Raw genomic sequence first — 17,815 nt, 5'->3', positions numbered from 1 at the left:
GGACGAACGTACGTCAGAGGCCCAACAGCCCCCAGTACAGCGCCCACGGGACGAACAGGACGCCGCCGGCGAGCAGCACGCCGAGCCGGAGGCCGCGGTTCCGCCACCACGCCACCGCCGTGCCGATCGTGGCCACCACCGTGCCGAGCGAGAGCAGCTGGAGCGCCGGCCACGGCAGCGGACGACCCGCGACGACCGGCCCCAGCCCCTTGCCCATGGTCACCTGGATGAGCACGTCGACGACCAGCAAGCCGAGCACGGTGAGCAGTCCCGTCGCCGCCAGCCAGCGCGCCGGCCGCGCTCCACCGCCGCGTCGCCGGAGCAGCGGGTACGAGGCGAACGCCGCCAGCAGCAGCGCCAGTACGGCGAGCTGGAGCCAGGTTGCCTCGTACCAGCTCAACGGCGTGATCTCCACGCTCGCCCGGTCCTGCGCCGGCGGGGCGTCGGCGCTGGAGCCGGTGGGCGGGTGGTTCACCCAGCTGCCCACCAGCTCCAGGTAACCCGGCGCGTACCCGGGCAGCTTGTCGAACCCGTCCGTCGTGCGCCGCAGCTGGTGCTGGGCGTCCGGGAAGACCCGCAGCGTGTACCGGGCCAGTGACGCCCGGAAGATCCGGACCGCCTCGCCCGGTGGCGTCAGGACGTCCTTCGCGCCCCACAGGCCGAGCACCGGCTGCCGCAGGCTCTTCAGCACCGGCACGGGGTCGTGGTGCGCCTCCGGGAACACCCCGCCACCGACGAGCTGGCGCATCATCGTCGATGACGCCATCCGCACGATCGAGCCGTCCATTCCCAAGCGCCGCAACTGGTTCTCGATCGCCCACGCCTGCTGCCGTGGCGGCTGGACGCCGTTCGCGCCCAGCGTCACGACGAAAGCGACGTCCGACGAGCGAGAAGCGGCCAGTGGCGCCACCCAGCCGCCTTCGCTCAACCCCCAGACGCCCACCCGTGCGGGATCGACCTCCGGGCGCTTGCGCAGGGCCTCGACCGCCGCGAGTGCGTCGTCCGCAAGGGTGGAGTACGAGCGCTCGAACTGCGAATAGCCGTCGGTGCGCTTGTCGTAGATCAGTGTCGCGATCCCTTGCCGCGCAAAGGCTTCCGCTTCGAACCGGTAGTCGTCCCGGAGGTGTTCCCCCGAGCCGTGGATCATCACCAGCCCCGGCAGTTTCGTTCCGCCGGGTGGAGCGACGACGGTGCCGTGCAAGGTCATCCCGCCGTTCTGGAACGTCACGTCTTCATTGGTCACGTCGGCCGCCGACGCCGGTGGCGCCAACGCCGTGACCGCCAGGATCACCCCGGCCAGTAGAACCCCTCTTCGCATGCCAAACCCCCTGGTGTCATGTCATTCCCCTGGATCCGGGAACGCGAGCCAGCGCACGAGCACGCGCCGCGCTTCCGGTGACCGGTCGTCCTCGGTGCGCCAGTACCGGCGGAACAGCTCCATGTAGTCCTGCCAAAGCTGCTGCACTTCCTCTTCGGTGAGCCAGGTGGCGCCGCGTGCGAAGAGCAGTGCGTCCGGCCAGCCGCCGGGCAGCTCCGCGCGCTTTTCCGCGAACCGGTTGAGCTTTTCGAGGTCGTCCTCGAACCCCTGCCGCTGCATGTCGTCGAACAGCGCCCGGGATTCGGCGCTCTGCTCGCTGCGGCGCGGCCAGCGGATGTCCCGCGGCCGCGTCCGCCACCACCGTTCCTTACCCCGCGCGAGCTCCGGGGCGTCCTCGACGAACCCGAACCGGGCCAGTTCCCGCAGGTGGTAGCTGGTCGCGCCGGTGTTCTCGCCCAAGGCCTTGGCGAGTTTCGTGGCTGTCGCCGGGCCCGCCGCCAAGACGCCGAGGATCCGGCGGCGCAGCGGGTGCGTGACGGCCTTGAGGGCGTCCGGGTCGAGCTCTTCCGGTGGTGGAGCGCTGGTCATGACTCCACAGTAGTCGTGCAGAGAAAATTGTGCAAAGAAATCTGTGCAAGTGCGGGCACAGCGTGACCCAGGCCGGACAGGGGCGGAAGCGGAGTTACCAGATCGGGTGGTCGCTGTACTTCCGGAGCGTCTGCACGGACGGCCGCACGTAGACCATCCCGGCCAGGAAGCCGGTGGTGGCGAACGCGAGCGTCGAGAACGTCGTGAGCAGGTCGGGCGCCTGCAGGGACGAGGTGTCGCGCCACACCCGGAACACGATCGGCACCGCGAAGGACCCGAGGATCAGCGCCAGCGTCAGCACGTAGGTGAACAGCAGCGCGTGGCGAGCGGACGCGGCGCTCGCCACGACCAGGTAGTCACCGCGCAGGCATCGCCGGGACGAAAGCACCAGCACCGCGATCGCCACCACACCCAGCGGCGGCAGCACCGCCGCGGCCTTGCCGAGCAGCGTCTCCGGGAAGGCGTGGCCGTGGACGACACCCTGCAGGAACGTCGTGAGCCCGAACAGCAGCACCATCCCGGCGATCATCGAGCACCCGACGACCACCGAGCCCCAGCGCACCCGGCCGGCGAACCGGGGCGGCAGCGGCACGAACTCGACCTGCCCGAACGTCCCCTGCACCCAGCTCACCTCCGAACGCCGTGAAGGCCACCATAAGGAACTCGGAGTTCCTCAAGGCGGCCTTCACGAAGATTCGGACCGAAAGGGCTAACTGGCCGCCAGCAAGTTGGCGCACCGGATGAGCCCGATGTGGGAATACGCCTGCGGGTGGTTGCCGAGGGACCGTTCCGCGATCGGGTCGTACTGCTCCGGCAGCAGACCGGTCGGACCGGCCGCCGCGACGATCTGGTCGAACAGCTCCTGGGCCTCGGTGCGCCGCCCGGTGAGCAGGTACGCCTCGATCAGCCACGCCGCGCAGATGTGGAAACCACCCTCGCCGCCCGGCAGGCCGTCGTCGCGGCGGTATCGGTACACAGTGGACCCACTGCGCAGCTCCGCCTCGATCGCGGTCACCGTCTGCTGGAAGCGCTCGTCGGCCGGGTCGATCAGCCCGGTGAGCCCGACGAACAGCGACGCCGCGTCCAGGTCCGTGCCGTCGTAGGCCGTGGTGAACGCCTGGACCTCGTCGTTCCAGCCGTGCGTGAGGACGTCGGTCTTGATCTCCTCGCGCAGGCCGGGCCAGTTGCCCGGGATCTCCCGGCTGTACTGCTCGCCCAGCTTGATCGCGCGGTCGATCGTCACCCAGCACATGACCCGCGAGTAGACCCGGTGGCGCGGCACGTGCCGCTCCTCCCAGATCCCGTGGTCCGGCTCGTTCCAGCGCCGCGTCACGGCCTCCGCCATCGCGCGCACCATCTGCCAGTCCTCGTCGCGCAGCTCGCCGCGCGCCGCGGCCAGGGTCTGCACGAGCTCGACGACCGGGCCGAAGACGTCCAGCTGCACCTGGTGGTTCGCCAGGTTGCCGACCCGGACCGGGCGTGAACCGGCGTAACCGGGCAGCGATTCGATGACCGCTTCGGCACCGATGACGCTGCCGGCCAGGGTGTACAGCGGGTGCAGCCGCTCCGGGCCGGCCAGCGTGGCGAGCACGCCGTGCAGCCACCGCAGGTAGCCCTCGGCCTCCTCGATCGAGCCCAGGTGCACGAGCTCCCGCACGGTCATCGCGGCGTCGCGGATCCAGCAGTAGCGGTAGTCCCAGTTGCGGACGCCGCCGATCTCCTCCGGCAGCGACGACGTCGCCGCGGCGAGCACCCCGCCGGTGTCGGTGTTGACCAGCCCGCGCAGCGTCAGGGCCGAGCGCCGCACCAGGTCGGTCTGCACCGCCGGGAGCTGCAGCTTCGACGTCCAGTCGCTCCAGTAGCGGCCCGCGCGGTCCCGGCGTTCCACTTCGGACAGTTCGTGCGCGCCGAGGTCCGTGGTGCCGCAGCGCAGCTCCAGCAAGACCGGCTGGGCCGGCGTCGGCTGCACGAGCGCGGTCGCGGTGTCGTGGAGGCCGTCGGAGGTGATGGTCCACTCGACGCCGGGCGAGTACAGCACGAACGGCTCCGAGGTGCCGAGCACCCGCACCCCGCCGTCGGTGATCTCCAGCTTCACCGGCACGCCGCCGAACTCGGGGCGCGGGGCGAACTTGACGCTCGCCGCCGCCTCACCGGAGATCACCCGGACCAGGTCCGTGCGGTGGGGCGCGCTCTCCGGCTCGAGGTAGTCGGTGACGAGCAGGCGCGACCAGCGCGTCTCGACCGTCATCGTGTTCGGCAGGTAGCGCTGGCCGAGCGGGAGGCCGTTGCGGTGCGGCTTGATGGAGAAGTGGCCCGCGCCCTCGCCGCCGAGCAGGTCGGCGAACACCGCGGGCGCGTCCGGCCCGGGGTGGCAGAGCCAGGTCAGCTTGGCGTCCGGGGTGAGCAGCGCGACCGAGCGCTCGTTGGCCAGCATCGACAGCCGCTCGATCGGCGGCGCCGACTCGCCGTACAGCCAGTTTCGGCGCTCCTCGAGGAGGAAGCCGAGCACCAGCGCGACGTCCACGGTGTCGGGCACGCGGAACGCGGCGAGGGTCTCGCCGTCGCCGACCTTGATGCCCAGGTCCGGGCCGGACAGCCGGGCGAACGCCTTCTCGTCGGTGACGTCGTCGCCGAGGAAGATCGCCGCCGTGGCGCCGACCTGGTGGCGCAGGATGTCCAGCGCGCGGCCCTTGTCCGTCTGGACGACCGCCAGCTCGACCACCTCCTTGCCGTCGGTGGTCGACACGCCTTCCCACGTGGACGGTCCGGAGTGGACGGCCGCGAGCACCCGGCGGCCCGCCTCGTGCTCGGCGCGGCGCACGTGCACCGCGATGCTGGCCGGCTTGACCTCGAGCGACACGCCCGGGACGTCCAGCACCAGTTGTTCGAGCTCGGACTCCAGCCGCCGGTGCAGCTCCCGCGCCTTCTCGTCGAGGGCGTGGATGAAGCCGATGTCGAACTCGGAGCCGTGGCTGCCGACGAGGTTCACCTCGGCCGGCAGCCGCGAGAGCGTGGCGAGGTCACGCAGCGCGCGACCGGAGATGACGGCGGTGGTGGTCTCGTGCAGACCGGCGAGCGATCTGAGGGCCCCGACGGACTCCGGCAGCGGGCGTGCCTCGTCCGGGTTGAGCGTGATGGGTGCCAGCGTGCCGTCGTAGTCGCAGGCGACCAGCAGACGCGGCGTGCGGGCGATCTGGACGATCGCACGCCTCAGCTCGGCGGGCAGGGCCTCGGCAGTCAACACTCCTCCTCAGGAGCTCGTGCAATGGGTCGGGACGATCAGTCGACCCCCTCGGCACCCAACGCTTGCAAGAACGAGCGCGCCCAACGATCGACATCGTGCGTGAGGACCTGGCGACGCATGGCGCGCATCCGGCGTCGGCCCTCTGCCGGGTCGAGCGTAATGGCAGCCACTAGTGCGTCCTTAACCCCGTCCAGGTCGTGGGGGTTCACGAGGAATGCGCTAGAGAGCTCCGCGGCCGCGCCGGCGAACTCGCTGAGCACGAGTGCGCCACCCAGGTCGTGCCGGGCGGCGACGTACTCCTTGCAGACCAGGTTCATGCCGTCACGCAGCGGTGTCACCACCATGACGTCCGCCGCGGAGAAGAACCCGGCCAGCTCGGTGCGGTCCACCGACTGGTGCAGGTAGTGCACCACCGGGTGACCGACGCGGGAAAACTCGCCGTTGATCCGCCCGACCATCTGCTCGATCTCGCCGCGCATCCGCTGGTAGTGCTCGACGCGCTCGCGGCTCGGGGTGGCCAGCTGGACGAACGTGACGTCGTCCGGCTGCAACCGGCCCTCGTGCAGCAGCTCGTGCAGCGCCTGCAACCGCAGGTCGATGCCCTTGGTGTAGTCGAGCCGGTCGACGCCGAGCATGACCGTCTTGGGGTTCCCCAGGTCGCGCCGCAGCTGCGCCGCCCGCTCCTGGACGCCCTTGGTGCGGGCGAGGGTGTCGAGCCCGGCGGCGTCGATGGAGATCGGGAAGGCGCCGACCCGCACGGTCCGGTCGCCGACCTGCATGGTGCCCGGCCGCGACCGGACGCCGACCGCGCCGCGCGTCGATTCGAGGCCGATCAGCTGGCGGCACAGCCAGAGGAAGTTCTGGGCCCCGCCGGGGCGGTGGAAGCCGACCAGGTCGGCGCCGGTGAGGCCGCGGATGATCGCGGCGCGCCACGGCATCTGCATGAACAGCTCGACCGGCGGGAACGGGATGTGCAGGAAGAAGCCGATGCGCAGGTCCGGTCTCAGTTCCCGCAGCATGGCCGGCACCAGCTGGAGCTGGTAGTCCTGGATCCACACGGTCGCGCCGGGGGCGGCGACCTCGGCGCTGGCCTGGGCGAACCGGCGGTTCACCTTGACGTAGCTGTTCCACCAGGCGCGGTCGAACACCGGGCGCTCGACGACGTCGTGGTAGAGCGGCCAGAGCGTCGCGTTGGAGAAACCTTCGTAGTAGTCGCGGACTTCGTCGGCGCTCAACGAAACCGGGTGCAGCACCAGGCCGTCGTCGTCGAATTCCTCGACGTCGACGTCGGGCACGCCCGGCCAGCCGACCCAGGCGCCCTTCCTCGACCGCAGGAACGGCTCCAGCGCCGACACCAGCCCGCCCGGGCTGGCCGTCCAGCGGCGTTCGCCTTCGGCCGTGCGTTCGAGGTCCACCGGTAGCCGGTTCGCCACCACGACGAAATCGGCCTGGTTCCCGTGCTCCTTCTGGTCACTCACAGCTGTTTGCTCCTCGCGTCCTGGGTCGCGGCCCCAGAGTGAAACCCTATCGCGTGAGCGATGAACAGCCGGTGACCGCCGTGTTACTCCAAGCTTCGTTCGGTCGGTTCGAGCGGACCAGCCATGCGTGGTCCGGCGAACCGCCGCTCGAGCCTGCCCAGGCCGGTGCGGACCGGCTGGGCGAGCCACTCCCCGAGTACCACGCCCGCTGCCAGCGCAAGCCCGATTGCGACGGCCGTCATGAGCGTCGAGATGTTGCCGCTCGGCTCGACCCCGATCTGGTAGAGACCACGGTAGGTCGACAGGCCCGGAAGCAGCGGAGTGATCCCGGACACGGCGACCACCAGTGGAGTAACGCCGAGCCGTCGCGCGAGCACGCCACCGCAGAAGCCGACCAGCGTCGCGGCCACCGCGGACGAGCTGACGCCGTCCAGCCGGGCCAGCATGAGCGAGCCGTAGACGGCGGCGCCGATGGCCCCCGCGGCCGCCGCGACCAGCATGGCGCGCATCTTCGCGTAGCTCGCGAGCGCGAAGCACGCGGCGGCGCCCGCCCCGCCGAGCACGACCAGCGGCAGCTGCTGCGGCGTCGACCCGGACACCTCGGGCAGCGGGGTGCGCGGCAGGCCGAGCATGACGGCGATCCGCAGCGCGAGCACCACGCCGGCGATCAGGCCGGCCGACATCAGCGCGGTCTCCATGGTGCGGCCGGCGGCGGTGACGTTGTAGCCGGTGATGGCGTCCTGCACCGCCGAGACGGTGGACAGCCCGGACAGCAGCACGGTGACCGCGGCCGCGACGACCAGCGTCGGCTTGTCGGTGGTCAGGACGTTGCTGCTGACGATGACCATCGCCGACAGCGTCGCGACCAGGCCACCGATCACCTGCTGGAAGAAGAACGGCAGCCCGTAGCGGTTCACGACCCGGCCGACCCGGTCGATGACGCCGCTGATGACGAACGCGACGAGCGCGATGTCGAACCCGCCGCCGAGCAGGATGGTGACGAACGCGGCGACGCCGCCCCAGGACAGCGTCGCCACCCAGCGCGGGTACGGGTGCGGCGCCGAGGTGATCCGCTCCAGCCCGGTCTGCGCCTGCTCGGCGCCCATGTGCCCGCGGACGATCTTGCGGACGAGCTTCTCGGTCTCGGTCAGCCGGGTGTAGTCGAGGCTCCGGCTCCGCACGACCCGCAGTGCGGTGATCGGCGAGAGGTCGGTCCCGCGGTGGCAGGTCACGGTGATCGACGTGAAGATGACGTCGACCTCGCAGTGCGGCAGCCCGAGCGCGCCGGCGATGGCGATGATGGTCGCGGTGACGTCGGACGCGCCGGCGCCGCTGGCCATCTGGACCTCCCCGATGCGCAGGGAGAGGTCGAGCACGAAGTTGACGGTGGCCTCATCGGGCAGCCGCGGCCCCATGGCCTCGTCGGCGTCGACGGCGGGCAGTTCACCGGTGGGCGCTTCGAGAACGTGCCACGGACGCCGCTTGAGGAGGTTCGGCCGATGCGTGCGCGGCCGCAGCGCTTGCTCAGGGGGTTCGAGGAGCGGCCATCTGGTCGCCCTGCCCCCGTTGGTGCGCTCGCTGATCTTCATGATCGATCCACCTCCTCGCTCTACTCCTCCCGGACCATCGACAGCCGCGCTTCGACCGTTGCACGGATCATGGAGTGGCGTCCACCACGTTGCCCCATGGTGGCCTGGAGCAGGCAATCCTGCCTCCCGACCGGATCATGGGGGCGGCCCGATAGACTGTGAGTGGCGCTTCGGCGCCAGGCCGCTATAGCTCAGCTGGTAGAGCATCTGTCTTGTAAACAGAAGGTCAGGGGTTCGAGCCCCCTTGGCGGCTCAGCTCTGACCAGGGAGTCTCCGTTTTCGAGAGACTCCCTGGTCGTCTTCCGTCTCAGTTCCAGTCTCATTCGGCGATCTACGCGGGTACGAGCGCGGCCGTCGGCGGCTCTCCGTCGTCGTCTCCCGGTGCCTGCCAGAGCAGCCCACCGAGCTGCGTGGCGATGCCACGCCGGACCTCGTCGGGCACGTGCTGGTAGCGCTGGGCCATCGTGATCTTGGACCAGCCCATGACGTCCATGACGGCTCGCTCACCGACCCCGAGCACGAGCAGGAACGTCGCTGCCGTGTGGCGAGCGTCGTGCAGGCGCGCTTCCCGGACGCCGGCGGCCTTGAGGACGGCCTTCCACTCGCCGTAGTCCGCCCGCGGGTCGGTGGGCTTGCCGGTGGGCTGCGCGAAGACCCACTGCCCGTCGTGCCACAGGTCGGCGGCAATCTGCCGTTCGGCCTCCTGCTGTTCCCTGTGCGCGAGCAGAGCCAGCACGAGCGGGGGTGGCACGCTGACCACCCGTCGGCCGGCGCGGGACTTCGGCTCGACCATCACCAGCCCACCGCTGTGCCGCTGGGGGCAGTCAGCGCCGCGCTTGCGGCCGCAGGGTCGTTCGCCGCAACCGTGCTGCCAGGTTTGACGCTGCAGGGCACGGCGGACGACCAGCAGCCCGGTGACGTGCGCGCTCGGGCATTCTTGCGGCGTGCGCGCGGCGCAGCGCGGCTCCCCGCATCCGTGGTGCCACTCGACTTGAAGATCGGTCCACTTCAAACCAAGGGCCTCGCCCTGCCTCAGTCCGAGCGCGAGCGCGACGGCCCAACGCGCACCGTTCCGCAGCGTCCGCGTTGACGCGAAGATCGCCTTCGCGTCGGCGACGGTGAGCGGGTCGATCTCGGTCTCGTCGATCTTGGGAGACCTGACGGCGCTAATGGGGTTCTTGCCGAGGCGGTCCCGCCGATCCGCTTCGTTCAGTGCAGCGCGCAGCGTGATGTGAACCTGTTGCAGGGTGGCCGACTTGGCGCCTTCCTTCCGCAGACGTGCGTACAACTTCTCGATGTGCTCCGACTCAAGCTTCTTGAGCTTGTGGGCGCCGATGCCGGGGATCAGGTACTTGCTGATTGCCGTCCGGTAGTAGGTCTGTGTCTTGTAACGGACCGAGGGCAGGGCGATGGTTTCGAACCAATGCAGCAACCACCGTTCGACTGTCCAGTCCGGCCCGGTCTTCTCAAGCGATCCGGCGTCCCGAGCGCGTTCGAGCTGCCGGACCTTCTTCGTCACCCCCGCTTCCGTCTTCGCCTGGACGTGCCGGCGGTCGGGCTTGCCGTTGTCCTTGACGCCAACGGTCACGCGGCCGTGCCAGTAGCCGTCATTGCCGAGGTAGATGCTGCTGGCCCCATTGGGAGCGCGGGTGCCTTCCGGGCGATTGCGTCGAGGCATGTTGGTTCCCTTCGGTCAGGCGGCTGGGTTCTGGGCGGCGGAGTCCGTCACGAGGCGTTCTGCAAACTCGCGCACGGCAGAGGCAGGGACGCGGCGAAGGCGGCTGATCTGTACGGATTCGAGCTGGCCGGTCTTGACCAGACGGAAGGCCAGGGTTCGGCCGATCCCGAGCCGTTCCGCGGCCTCCTCGACAGTCAGCAGGACGCGTTCGGGCATTTGCCGGACTGGCGCGGGTGGTGGTTCGGCTTCACTCGTGGCGAGGGATTCGGCGAGCTTCGCGAGGGTGGCGGCAAGCTGGGTGAGTTCGTTGGCGGTAGCCATCTGTGGTGTGAGCCCTTCGGGTGGCGGTGCGGGTGGCGGTGATGCGCATGGGCTCCTCCGTTGGGTGCGTAGCGCTCGGAAGCGCTACGGGGATGGCTGGACTGGTCCGCTACATCCGCTACAGCCGCTACATGCCTGGTCAGAGGCGTAGCGGATACGGCGGGTGTAGCGGCTCTATCCGCTACGGGCAGCAGGCGACGTGGCCGCTGTAGCGGATGCGTCCGCTACACCCCTCGTATCCGCTACGCCCGTGACCTGCGACGTAGCGGCTGTAGCGGACGTAGCGCTTGCAGGCAGGTAGCGGCTCCACGCGTCGGCGAGTCCGCCCGGCCCGGACACGGCGTAGCCCTTCGGGACGGCACCGCCGGGTTGGCGGATGTTCTTCGACGTGACGCCGTAGGGCTTGAGCTCCTTGGCCAGCCGGCGGGAGTCGAGCGGCCTGCCGCTCAAGTCGGCCCAGGGCGCTTCGTCCAGCGCGCACAGTGCGTCGATGATCTCCGCGCTCGGCAACTCGTCGACGCCCCGGGCGGTGAACAGGTCCCGCAGGTCCGAAAGCAGCCGGATGCGCAGCCCACCGCCGTTGCGGTCGGCCGCGGCGACGGCGACGAAGTGAGTGCAGGCCGCCCGCGCCGTGTCCGGCCAGTCTCCGCCCGCGGCGTCGGCGATGGCGACCAACGGTCGCCAGATCTCCGCCGCCCGGTCGCGGACGCCTTCGGGCATGGTCGGGCGGCCCTTGGCGACCTTGTCGGTGACGGTGGCCACCCACGCGGCGAGCTGTTCCCGTAGCGGCGCCGCCTCAGCCTCTACCTCCTCTTCCCAGAACTCGGCGACCTCTTCGTCTTCGCGACGCCGTTGCATGTGGACGGTGATGGCGCGGGTGGTGATGGTGTCAGGCATGTTCCCGGCAATGCCGGCGAGCGCGGCCGGGGCGTAGACCGGGAAGCGTTGGACCTTCATGGCCTTGGCGTCGCCGACGCAGCGGGCGATGGTGGCGGAGCGCTTGTAGCCGGCGTTGAGCAGGCCGCGCAGGTCCTCGGTGTTGCCGCCGTTCTTCGGGTTGAAGATCGTGTCCACTTCGTCGAACAGGATGGTGATCGGTCCCTCGTTGACCATCCGGAACAGCGCGGCCGTGGTGGCGGAGATGGTCATCTCCGGTGCCCGGACCAGGAACTGAGCGACTTCCAGCACCCGCGTCTTCCCGCTGCCCGGCTCGACACTGGACAGGATCAGCCGCGGGGTGACGTAGAAGTGGTCCGCGGCGTGGGTGTGCGCGTACCAGAGGGCGAGCATGGGCGCGCAGTGCTTGGACGGGAAGGCGTTGTACCGGGCGATGAACGCGGTGACCCGGTCCAGCACTTCGTGTCCGGGCAGGACGGTGGTGTGCTCGGCGCGCCAGATCGTCTGGCAGTTCTCGGTGCAGAAGTCCTCGGAGGGCGAGTCGGCGAGGGAACGTCCGCACTGGCAGCAAGTGCCCTCGCGGGCCGGTTCGCCGATGGCGGAGTCGATCGCCGACACGGTGCTGTCCACGGTGGTCATCGGTGGATCTCCCTACCTATGGTCAATCAGGCCGCGGCCGTCGGGGCGAGGGCGAGGGTGGTGATGCCGAGCAGCGGCAGGAGATGGGCGAGCGCGGCGGCGGCTTGCCGGGGGACGACGCCGTTGCCGGCGAGGCGGAGCATGTCCGCGCGGGACAAGCCGGAGACGGCGGTGATGTGGCCCGCAGGAAGACCCATCATCCATTCCGGCAGGGCCGGGTTGAGGACGGCGTTGCCCCGCCGTCCGGGCACGGTCGGGACCGGCGCGGGCTGCCCGGTCAGGTGCTCCCATCGGCGGATGGCGGGCTCGTACTCGCCCCACCCGGCCGGAGCCGGGACGCTGCCGCGGGCAGCAGCGTCACCGCCGTCCGCAGGTCCAACCCACCGTCCCCGTGCCTGCCCGGACCGTTGGTGTCGGACACGGTCGGGGTCGGTAGCAACTGCTCGACCACGCCGGGCAGCAGTACCGAGGTCCGCGTGGTCTTGCGGCCGTGGGTGGCGTCGGGTGTCGGCAGCAGCGATGAAGATGCGGTAGCGGGTGTGCGGGGCTCCCACGGCGGAAGCGGGTAGGCCACACCATGCCGCGTCGTACCCGAGGTCGGCCAGGTCGGCGAGTACGGCTCCGAGTGCCCGCAGAGCAGGGACACCACGGTCGTCTCCCAGACACCACGGGCAGGGTTCCACGTCGCTATGGGCGGGGGCATGCAGCAGTCCTCTCACGTTCTCGATGAGCACGAGCTCGGGGCGCAGCACGGCGGTGGCGTGGCGCATCACCGACCACAGCCCGGAGCGGGTGCCGGGTCGGATGCCGGCCTGCCGTCCGGCGTTGGACACGTCGGTGCAGGGGAACCCGCCGGTCAGGATCTGCACGGCCGGGACGGTGGAGAAGTCGGCTTTGGTGATGTCCCCGAGGTTCGGCGTGTCCGGCCAGTGATGCGCGAGCACCTTCGACGCGGCGGGGTCGATGTCGCAGTGCCAGACCACCCGGCCACCGAGCAGCGGCGCGACGGCGAGTTCGCACAGACCGCCGTAGCCGGAGAACAACGACCCGATCGTCAGGGCACCGTCCACGGTGGTCATGCCGCCTCCCGGCTGGCGATCCAGGCGTCAACCCGCGCCCACGACGCGGCGGCCTGTGCGCGAATCTGGTGCGGGGTCAGGGCCGGCCGGGTGGCGACGGCGCGGCGGCGGGCGAGCTCGTCATACGTTGGCGCGGCGGCGATGGCCCGCCAGTCCCCCGCTGCGCTCACCGCGTTCGAGGTCTCGCGGGTGGTGCGGCGGCGGTCCCACTCGACCCATTCGGCGAGCAGCTCCGCCACGTGCGGGCTGGTGTTGAGGTGCCGCCAGGCGGCGGCGTCGAGCACCAGGGCGCGGTACTCGCGGAACGGGACGGCGACGGCGGCGGGCGGTTCCGGGTCGGGCTGCGGGTCGGTGTGCGTGCTCAAGAGGGGTCCTCACGTCGGTCACATAACGTGACGGGTTCAGGGTGTCGTCGGTCAGGGCTAGGGCCTGCGGTGCTGGCGGCTAGCCCGGGATTTCCGGTGTTTCCGCTGGTCGGCGCGGGACAGGTCTAGGTGCCTAGGGTGCTGGTCACGCCGTTGCGGGGGTCTAGAGGAGGGGTCTAGGTCTAGGGGCGGCGGAGCCTAGGACGGCCACCGCCCCTAGCCGTCGGTTCGGTTACGCTCCGTTGGTCTTGGCGATGGTGAGGGCGTCGCGGGTGTAGCCGTTGCGGTTGGCGCCCTTGCCCGTGGCGGGGTCGGTGCTCCACACCTGCTTGGGCTTGACGCCCTTCGGCTTGAGCGCGGTGGCGAGGTTCTGCGCGGTCCAGCCCCGGTACTGGCCGGGCCGTAGCTCGGCGAGCCGGGCCACGATGGTCTCCGACCACAGCTTGTCCTCGCCGCGCTCGAACACCGCGATGGCGTCGGCCAGCGGGTCCAGCCGGGCGGCCTCCACGTCGACCTCGACCCCGGCGGCGTAGCCGGTGATGTTGCCGAGGGCCTCGCGGCGGGCGCGGGCTCCGGCCACGATCTTCTTGGCCTCGGTGGCGTCCTTGTACACCGACTTCACGATCTTGGCGTCGTCGCCTTCCCCGGCGAGGTAGCCGATGCCGAGGTCGGTGCGGGCGAACATCGTTGCCCGGACGCCGTTGCGGTGCTGCCCGGTGCCCAGCACCATGTCGTTTTCGGTGTGGCCCTGGACTTTCAGGCAGTAGCGGAGGATGGCGTTGGCGGAGATGCCGGTGGGCAGCGACTTCGCGTCCGGGCGCTGGGTGGCCAGGATGGCGATGACGCCCAGCGCCGGGCCGCGCTTGACCAGGTCGGTGCAGATCTCTTCCAGCTCGTCGCCGTGTTCGGGGTGCTCGAACCAGATCTGGCACTCGTCCACCCCGACGACGATCGGCGCGAGCCCGAGGTCCTTGCGGGCAGCCAGTTCCGGGGTGACCTTGTTGTCCGGGCACACCGACTCCGGCAGGTTGCGGATCACCTTGATCCGGCGGCGCATCTCCTCGCGGAGCTCGCGCATCTCGACCACCATGCGCTCGACGTCGTCGGGGTCGTCGCCGACGCCGTAGCCGTGCGAGACCGGCGCCAGGGCGGCCAGGTCACCGGTGCCTTTGAGGTCGTAGCTGTAGAGCACCGCACGCGGGTCCAGAGCGGCGATGAGCAGCAGTTCCCGCAGGGTGACGGTCTTGCCCATGCGCGGCACCGCACCGATGATCATGGAGGCGAACATCAGGGTCACGGTCAGCCACTGGCCGCGCTGGTCGGTGCCGAACGGCTGAGCCTTGAACAGGTCGACCGTCGCGCCCGGCTTGGCCAGCGGCCACGGCTTCTGCGTGGTCTTGGACATGTCGCGGTCTCCGACCCACAGCACCAGCCGTCCTTCGTGGACCTTCGCGTCCCCTTCCGGCCACACGCACCCGATCTGTCGGCGCAGCGCGGAGGACAGCTCCTGCCGCTTGGCGATGATGTCCCCGGCGGTGACCCCCAGCGGCAAGTCGATGTCGGCGCGCCAGCCGTCGCCGTCACGGGCGATCGGGTTCGGGAACTCGATGCGCTTGCCCTTGGCGATGGCCTGGTTGAGCCCGCCGATCCCGAGGGAGCACAGCGCGTCCTCGATCATCGCCGACGTGAGCTTGGGCGTCTTGACCGCGTCCACCGCGCGGCCGGCCACCGGCTTGTCCGGCGGGGCGCCCCACCAGCCCACGGCCGTGAGCGTGGTCAGCAGCAACGTCCAGTTCCAGAACGGCGTCACGAACGTGAGGCACAGGTACACCGTCGCGATCAGCACCAGCATGGCGACCATGACCGGGGCGGAGCGGCGGCGCACGGTCTCGTTGCGGGCCTGCCGCAGCTTCATGTACACGTCCGCGTCGTTGCGGTCGCGGGCGTTCATGCGCACGGGCTTGGACTCCGCGTCGTACACCCACCGGCCCACCCGGGCGGTCAGCCGGCACAGCGCACCGGGCGCCCGGACCAGCGCGGCCGGGACGTACACGGGCACCCGCAGTGCGTGGAACGCGAAGGTGTGGGCGGCGTAGCGGACCAGGAACCGCGCCCGCGCCTTGAACTCCTCCGCCGACGTGAGCCACTTGGCGACCAGCGGGCGGGCGGTGGCGTCGGAGACGGTCTCCCACCACGACGGTTTCGTGTCGACCGGGTCCACCGGCTTGAGCGGCACGGCCTGCCCGCTGGCGTCGGCGGCCTCGACGTCCGCGCCGTCGAGCGCGGTGCCGGCGTCGGCGAACCGGTCCTGCTCCGGGATCTCCTCAGCGGTGCGGGCGGTGTCCGGGCGGATCGGGACGACGTTCCCGGCGCGGGTGGTGGCGGTGTCGGTGGCCGCCGGGTCGGTGTTCACGGCGTCGCTGCCGCTGGTGTTCACGGTCGCGTCGGCCGGGGTGTTCGTGGACGGTTCCGGGGTGCTGTTCACGGAGGGAAGCCCTTCGGGGTCGTGGCCGTTCATCGGGTCGGGCGTGTGGTCGGCGGTGGTGGACATCAGGCGGCCTCCCTCTCGTCACTGGTGGTCGGCTGGTCGGCGGGCACCGGCGCGACGGCCGGGCGGGTGGTGGTTTCGGCGGTCAGGTCGTCAGCGACGTTCTTGCTCGTGCCGCGCGAGATGTCCGGGCACACCGAGCGGACCCAGGCCGGGGTGATCTCGATTCCCGGAGCCCACGCCGCGCGGGCCTCGGCCAGGTAGTCCCCCCGCAGCTTGCGGGCGGGCTTGGCGGTGGCCTTGCGGGCGGCCGGACGGCGGCGCGGCGGAGCCGGGGCCGGTTTGGCCGGCGAGGCGTCCGCCGTGTCGCTGGCGGGCTCCGCCGGGACGTCGGCCGGGGCGGCGGTGGGGGCCGGGTCGGCTTGCCCGGTGAACGCGACATTGGCGGCGGCCATGACGGCCTCGGTGAGCTTGTCCCGCAGCACGGGCGCGGTCTCCGCCGCGAGGAACACCAGCACCGGCGGCACCGAGTGCAAGACGACCCCGGCCACGTCGCCGTGCTGCCAGGCCGTCCAGGTGTTCATGACGTAGGTCGCGAGGAACGCGAACCACTTCGTCCGATGCGCCCACGCCCCTGTCTCGACCTGGTACCGGGCGGTCACCTGCTCCGCCCGCAGCACCGCGACCAGCACCAGCGACACCATGGGGTCCAGCAGCCATCCGGCCAGCCACCCGGCGGACCAGGTGGCCGCCCCGGCGGCGGCGAACGACTGGACGTTGACCATGGTGAAGGCCAGTCCGAGGAAGATCCCGAGCCAGATCACGGCGTCGATCTGGGTGCGGACTTTCTCCACTCGCAGCGCGACCACGTCGGGGTGGTTGGACAGCCGGCGGACCTTCGCGGCGGTGGCGGCGTCTTGGGCGAGCTTGTCGGCCCCGGTCAGCGGCTGGTGGCGCGCGTCGGCCGACGTTGTGGTGATTTCTGTGCTGGTCATCGGCGACCACCCCCGTGGTGCGTGACGATCTCGGTGATGGCCATCAGCCGCACGATCGTGTTGGCGGCGAGCAGGGCCGGGACGATGAGCGTGATCCACGTGGCCGTGGTGTTGCCGATCTTGACGACGATGAGCCACTGGACGAACGCGATGACCGCCGTGCACAGCACCAGCCGGACCAGGTTGGCGGTCATGCGGGTGACCTCGCGGACACCGCGCAGGGACTTGGTGGCGGACTTGCGGCCGGCCCGCCACACCGACAGCGTGCCGACCAGCGCGAGTCCACCGAGGACCATCAGGACTTGGGTGTTCATCACGCCACCTCCGCAGCGTCGTCGGGAAGGGGGAACAGGTCGGCTTGCCCGGGGGCCTGCCAGTCGCCGCCGTGCCACACCGCGTCCGGCGCGATGCCGTGCTCCGCGCGGATGACCGGCTCTTCGTCGGTCAGCCACTGGCGGCGTTCGGTGGCAGTGGCCTTGGCCCAGGTCCGTCCGGTGTGGTCGGTGAACCGGCGCATCGCCAGCCGCTCGATCGCCCGCGGGGACAGGTTCTTGGTGCTCACGCCACCTCACCCCCGGCCAGCAGCTCGAGTTCGCGGGTCCAGTTGATCCGGGTGGCTTCGGTGCCGGCCGGGACCATCGCGTCGGTGTTGTCCAGGAATCGTTCGAGGTCGGCGCGGCAGAACCGCAGCAGCGCCGGGCCGATCCGGCCGGACGGGTCACGCAGCTCGATCCACGTCGCCTCGTCACCGAGCGGGTCAGGCTCGACCTGGACGTCTCCGATCCCGCAGCAGGCGTCCAGCCCGTCGGCCAGCAGCTCCCGCGACAGCAGCCACGTCACCGGCGCCGGGGTGGTCGGGATCTCGACGGCCACGGCGAACGGGTCGGACACCCGGTAGGTCAGCGCCACCCGGACCACGTGCCAGCCGGCGGCGGGGACGTTGGTGGCCGGGACCAGCCGCGCGGTGATCCGGCGGCGGAGCGTCGTGCGTGCGGTCATGCCGCACCCCCGGCAATGTCCTTGTAATGTCCCGCGCCGGGCGCGGCGGTGGTGCCTACCATGGGAAACCTCTCCGAGTCGCCATGTGAGTGGTGGTGGGGAGTCCCGGCCTGGTCGGAGCGTTCTTGGCGGTTCGA

General features: G+C 70.7%; 16 protein-coding genes and 1 tRNA gene. 1 reads left to right on the top strand and 16 read right to left on the bottom strand.

All coding sequences use genetic code 11. The annotated features are described in order from the left end of the window. Positions 1–13: 13 nt before the first annotated feature. The 6 genes from AB0F15_RS10295 to AB0F15_RS10270 form a co-directional block, all read right to left on the bottom strand. The gene (locus AB0F15_RS10295; RefSeq protein WP_360268601.1) at positions 14–1,291 is read right to left on the bottom strand and encodes an alpha/beta hydrolase; all 1,278 of its coding nucleotides are present in this window, start codon (positions 1,289–1,291) and stop codon (positions 14–16) included. A gap of 48 nt (positions 1,292–1,339) precedes the next feature. Continuing rightward, complete coding sequence (locus tag AB0F15_RS10290) at positions 1,340–1,906, bottom strand: helix-turn-helix domain-containing protein (protein WP_360268202.1); 567 nt, start codon at positions 1,904–1,906, stop codon at positions 1,340–1,342. 94 nt (positions 1,907–2,000) lie between these two features. Continuing rightward, positions 2,001–2,528, bottom strand: coding sequence for a hypothetical protein (locus AB0F15_RS10285; protein ID WP_360268199.1), 528 nt, complete (start codon positions 2,526–2,528; stop codon positions 2,001–2,003). A gap of 87 nt (positions 2,529–2,615) precedes the next feature. Beyond that, complete coding sequence (otsB, locus tag AB0F15_RS10280; RefSeq protein WP_360268196.1) at positions 2,616–5,150, bottom strand: trehalose-phosphatase; 2,535 nt, start codon at positions 5,148–5,150, stop codon at positions 2,616–2,618. Positions 5,151–5,185: 35 nt separating this feature from the next. Next, positions 5,186–6,628, bottom strand: a complete 1,443-nt coding sequence (locus tag AB0F15_RS10275) for a trehalose-6-phosphate synthase (RefSeq protein WP_360268193.1) — start codon at positions 6,626–6,628, stop codon at positions 5,186–5,188. An 83-nt stretch (positions 6,629–6,711) separates the two neighbouring features. Further along, positions 6,712–8,217 (bottom strand): threonine/serine exporter family protein, encoded by a 1,506-nt coding sequence (locus AB0F15_RS10270; protein WP_360268190.1) that lies wholly within the window; start codon positions 8,215–8,217, stop codon positions 6,712–6,714. Between the two features lie 180 nt (positions 8,218–8,397). Between AB0F15_RS10270 and AB0F15_RS10265 the strand changes: the two genes are divergently transcribed. Beyond that, positions 8,398–8,470: transfer RNA gene (locus AB0F15_RS10265), tRNA-Thr, on the top strand. Between the two features lie 78 nt (positions 8,471–8,548). Here AB0F15_RS10265 and AB0F15_RS10260 read toward each other — a convergent pair. The 10 genes from AB0F15_RS10260 to AB0F15_RS10215 form a co-directional block, all read right to left on the bottom strand. Beyond that, positions 8,549–9,895 carry a tyrosine-type recombinase/integrase gene (locus tag AB0F15_RS10260; protein ID WP_360268187.1) on the bottom strand — a complete coding sequence of 449 codons (1,347 nt, stop codon included), beginning with the start codon at positions 9,893–9,895 and terminating at the stop codon, positions 8,549–8,551. Between the two features lie 15 nt (positions 9,896–9,910). Further along, the gene (locus tag AB0F15_RS10255; protein ID WP_360268184.1) at positions 9,911–10,216 is read right to left on the bottom strand and encodes a helix-turn-helix domain-containing protein; all 306 of its coding nucleotides are present in this window, start codon (positions 10,214–10,216) and stop codon (positions 9,911–9,913) included. Between the two features lie 174 nt (positions 10,217–10,390). Then, on the bottom strand, positions 10,391–11,752 hold the full coding sequence (locus AB0F15_RS10250) for a DUF3631 domain-containing protein (RefSeq protein ID WP_360268181.1): 1,362 nt from the start codon (positions 11,750–11,752) through the stop codon (positions 10,391–10,393). Positions 11,753–11,778: 26 nt separating this feature from the next. Next, the gene (locus AB0F15_RS10245) at positions 11,779–12,831 is read right to left on the bottom strand and encodes a DNA cytosine methyltransferase (protein ID WP_360268178.1); all 1,053 of its coding nucleotides are present in this window, start codon (positions 12,829–12,831) and stop codon (positions 11,779–11,781) included. Then, a complete protein-coding gene (locus AB0F15_RS10240; RefSeq protein ID WP_360268176.1) occupies positions 12,828–13,196 on the bottom strand; it encodes a hypothetical protein in 369 nt (122 codons plus the stop codon). Before AB0F15_RS10240 ends, AB0F15_RS10245 begins: the two co-directional genes overlap by 4 nt. A 232-nt stretch (positions 13,197–13,428) precedes the next feature. Beyond that, positions 13,429–15,747: an FtsK/SpoIIIE domain-containing protein gene (locus AB0F15_RS10235; protein WP_360268174.1), complete on the bottom strand. Its 2,319-nt coding sequence runs from the start codon at positions 15,745–15,747 to the stop codon at positions 13,429–13,431. Beyond that, entirely contained in the window at positions 15,747–16,679 is a 933-nt protein-coding gene (locus tag AB0F15_RS10230; protein WP_360268171.1) for a hypothetical protein, read from the bottom strand. Before AB0F15_RS10230 ends, AB0F15_RS10235 begins: the two co-directional genes overlap by 1 nt. After that, complete coding sequence (locus tag AB0F15_RS10225; protein WP_360268168.1) at positions 16,676–16,993, bottom strand: hypothetical protein; 318 nt, start codon at positions 16,991–16,993, stop codon at positions 16,676–16,678. The genes AB0F15_RS10230 and AB0F15_RS10225 overlap by 4 nt, the downstream gene beginning before the upstream one ends. Beyond that, positions 16,993–17,241 carry a hypothetical protein gene (locus tag AB0F15_RS10220; protein WP_360268165.1) on the bottom strand — a complete coding sequence of 83 codons (249 nt, stop codon included), beginning with the start codon at positions 17,239–17,241 and terminating at the stop codon, positions 16,993–16,995. The genes AB0F15_RS10225 and AB0F15_RS10220 overlap by 1 nt, the downstream gene beginning before the upstream one ends. After that, complete coding sequence (locus tag AB0F15_RS10215; protein ID WP_360268162.1) at positions 17,238–17,678, bottom strand: SsgA family sporulation/cell division regulator; 441 nt, start codon at positions 17,676–17,678, stop codon at positions 17,238–17,240. The genes AB0F15_RS10220 and AB0F15_RS10215 overlap by 4 nt, the downstream gene beginning before the upstream one ends. Between the last annotated feature and the right edge of the window lie 137 nt (positions 17,679–17,815).

It is taken from the genome of Amycolatopsis sp. NPDC026612 (assembly GCF_040638285.1).
In the GTDB taxonomy this organism is placed as follows: Bacteria; Actinomycetota; Actinomycetes; order Mycobacteriales; family Pseudonocardiaceae; genus Amycolatopsis.
Note: the sequence above shows the minus strand (reverse complement) of the source record. Positions and strands in the feature narration are given on the sequence as shown.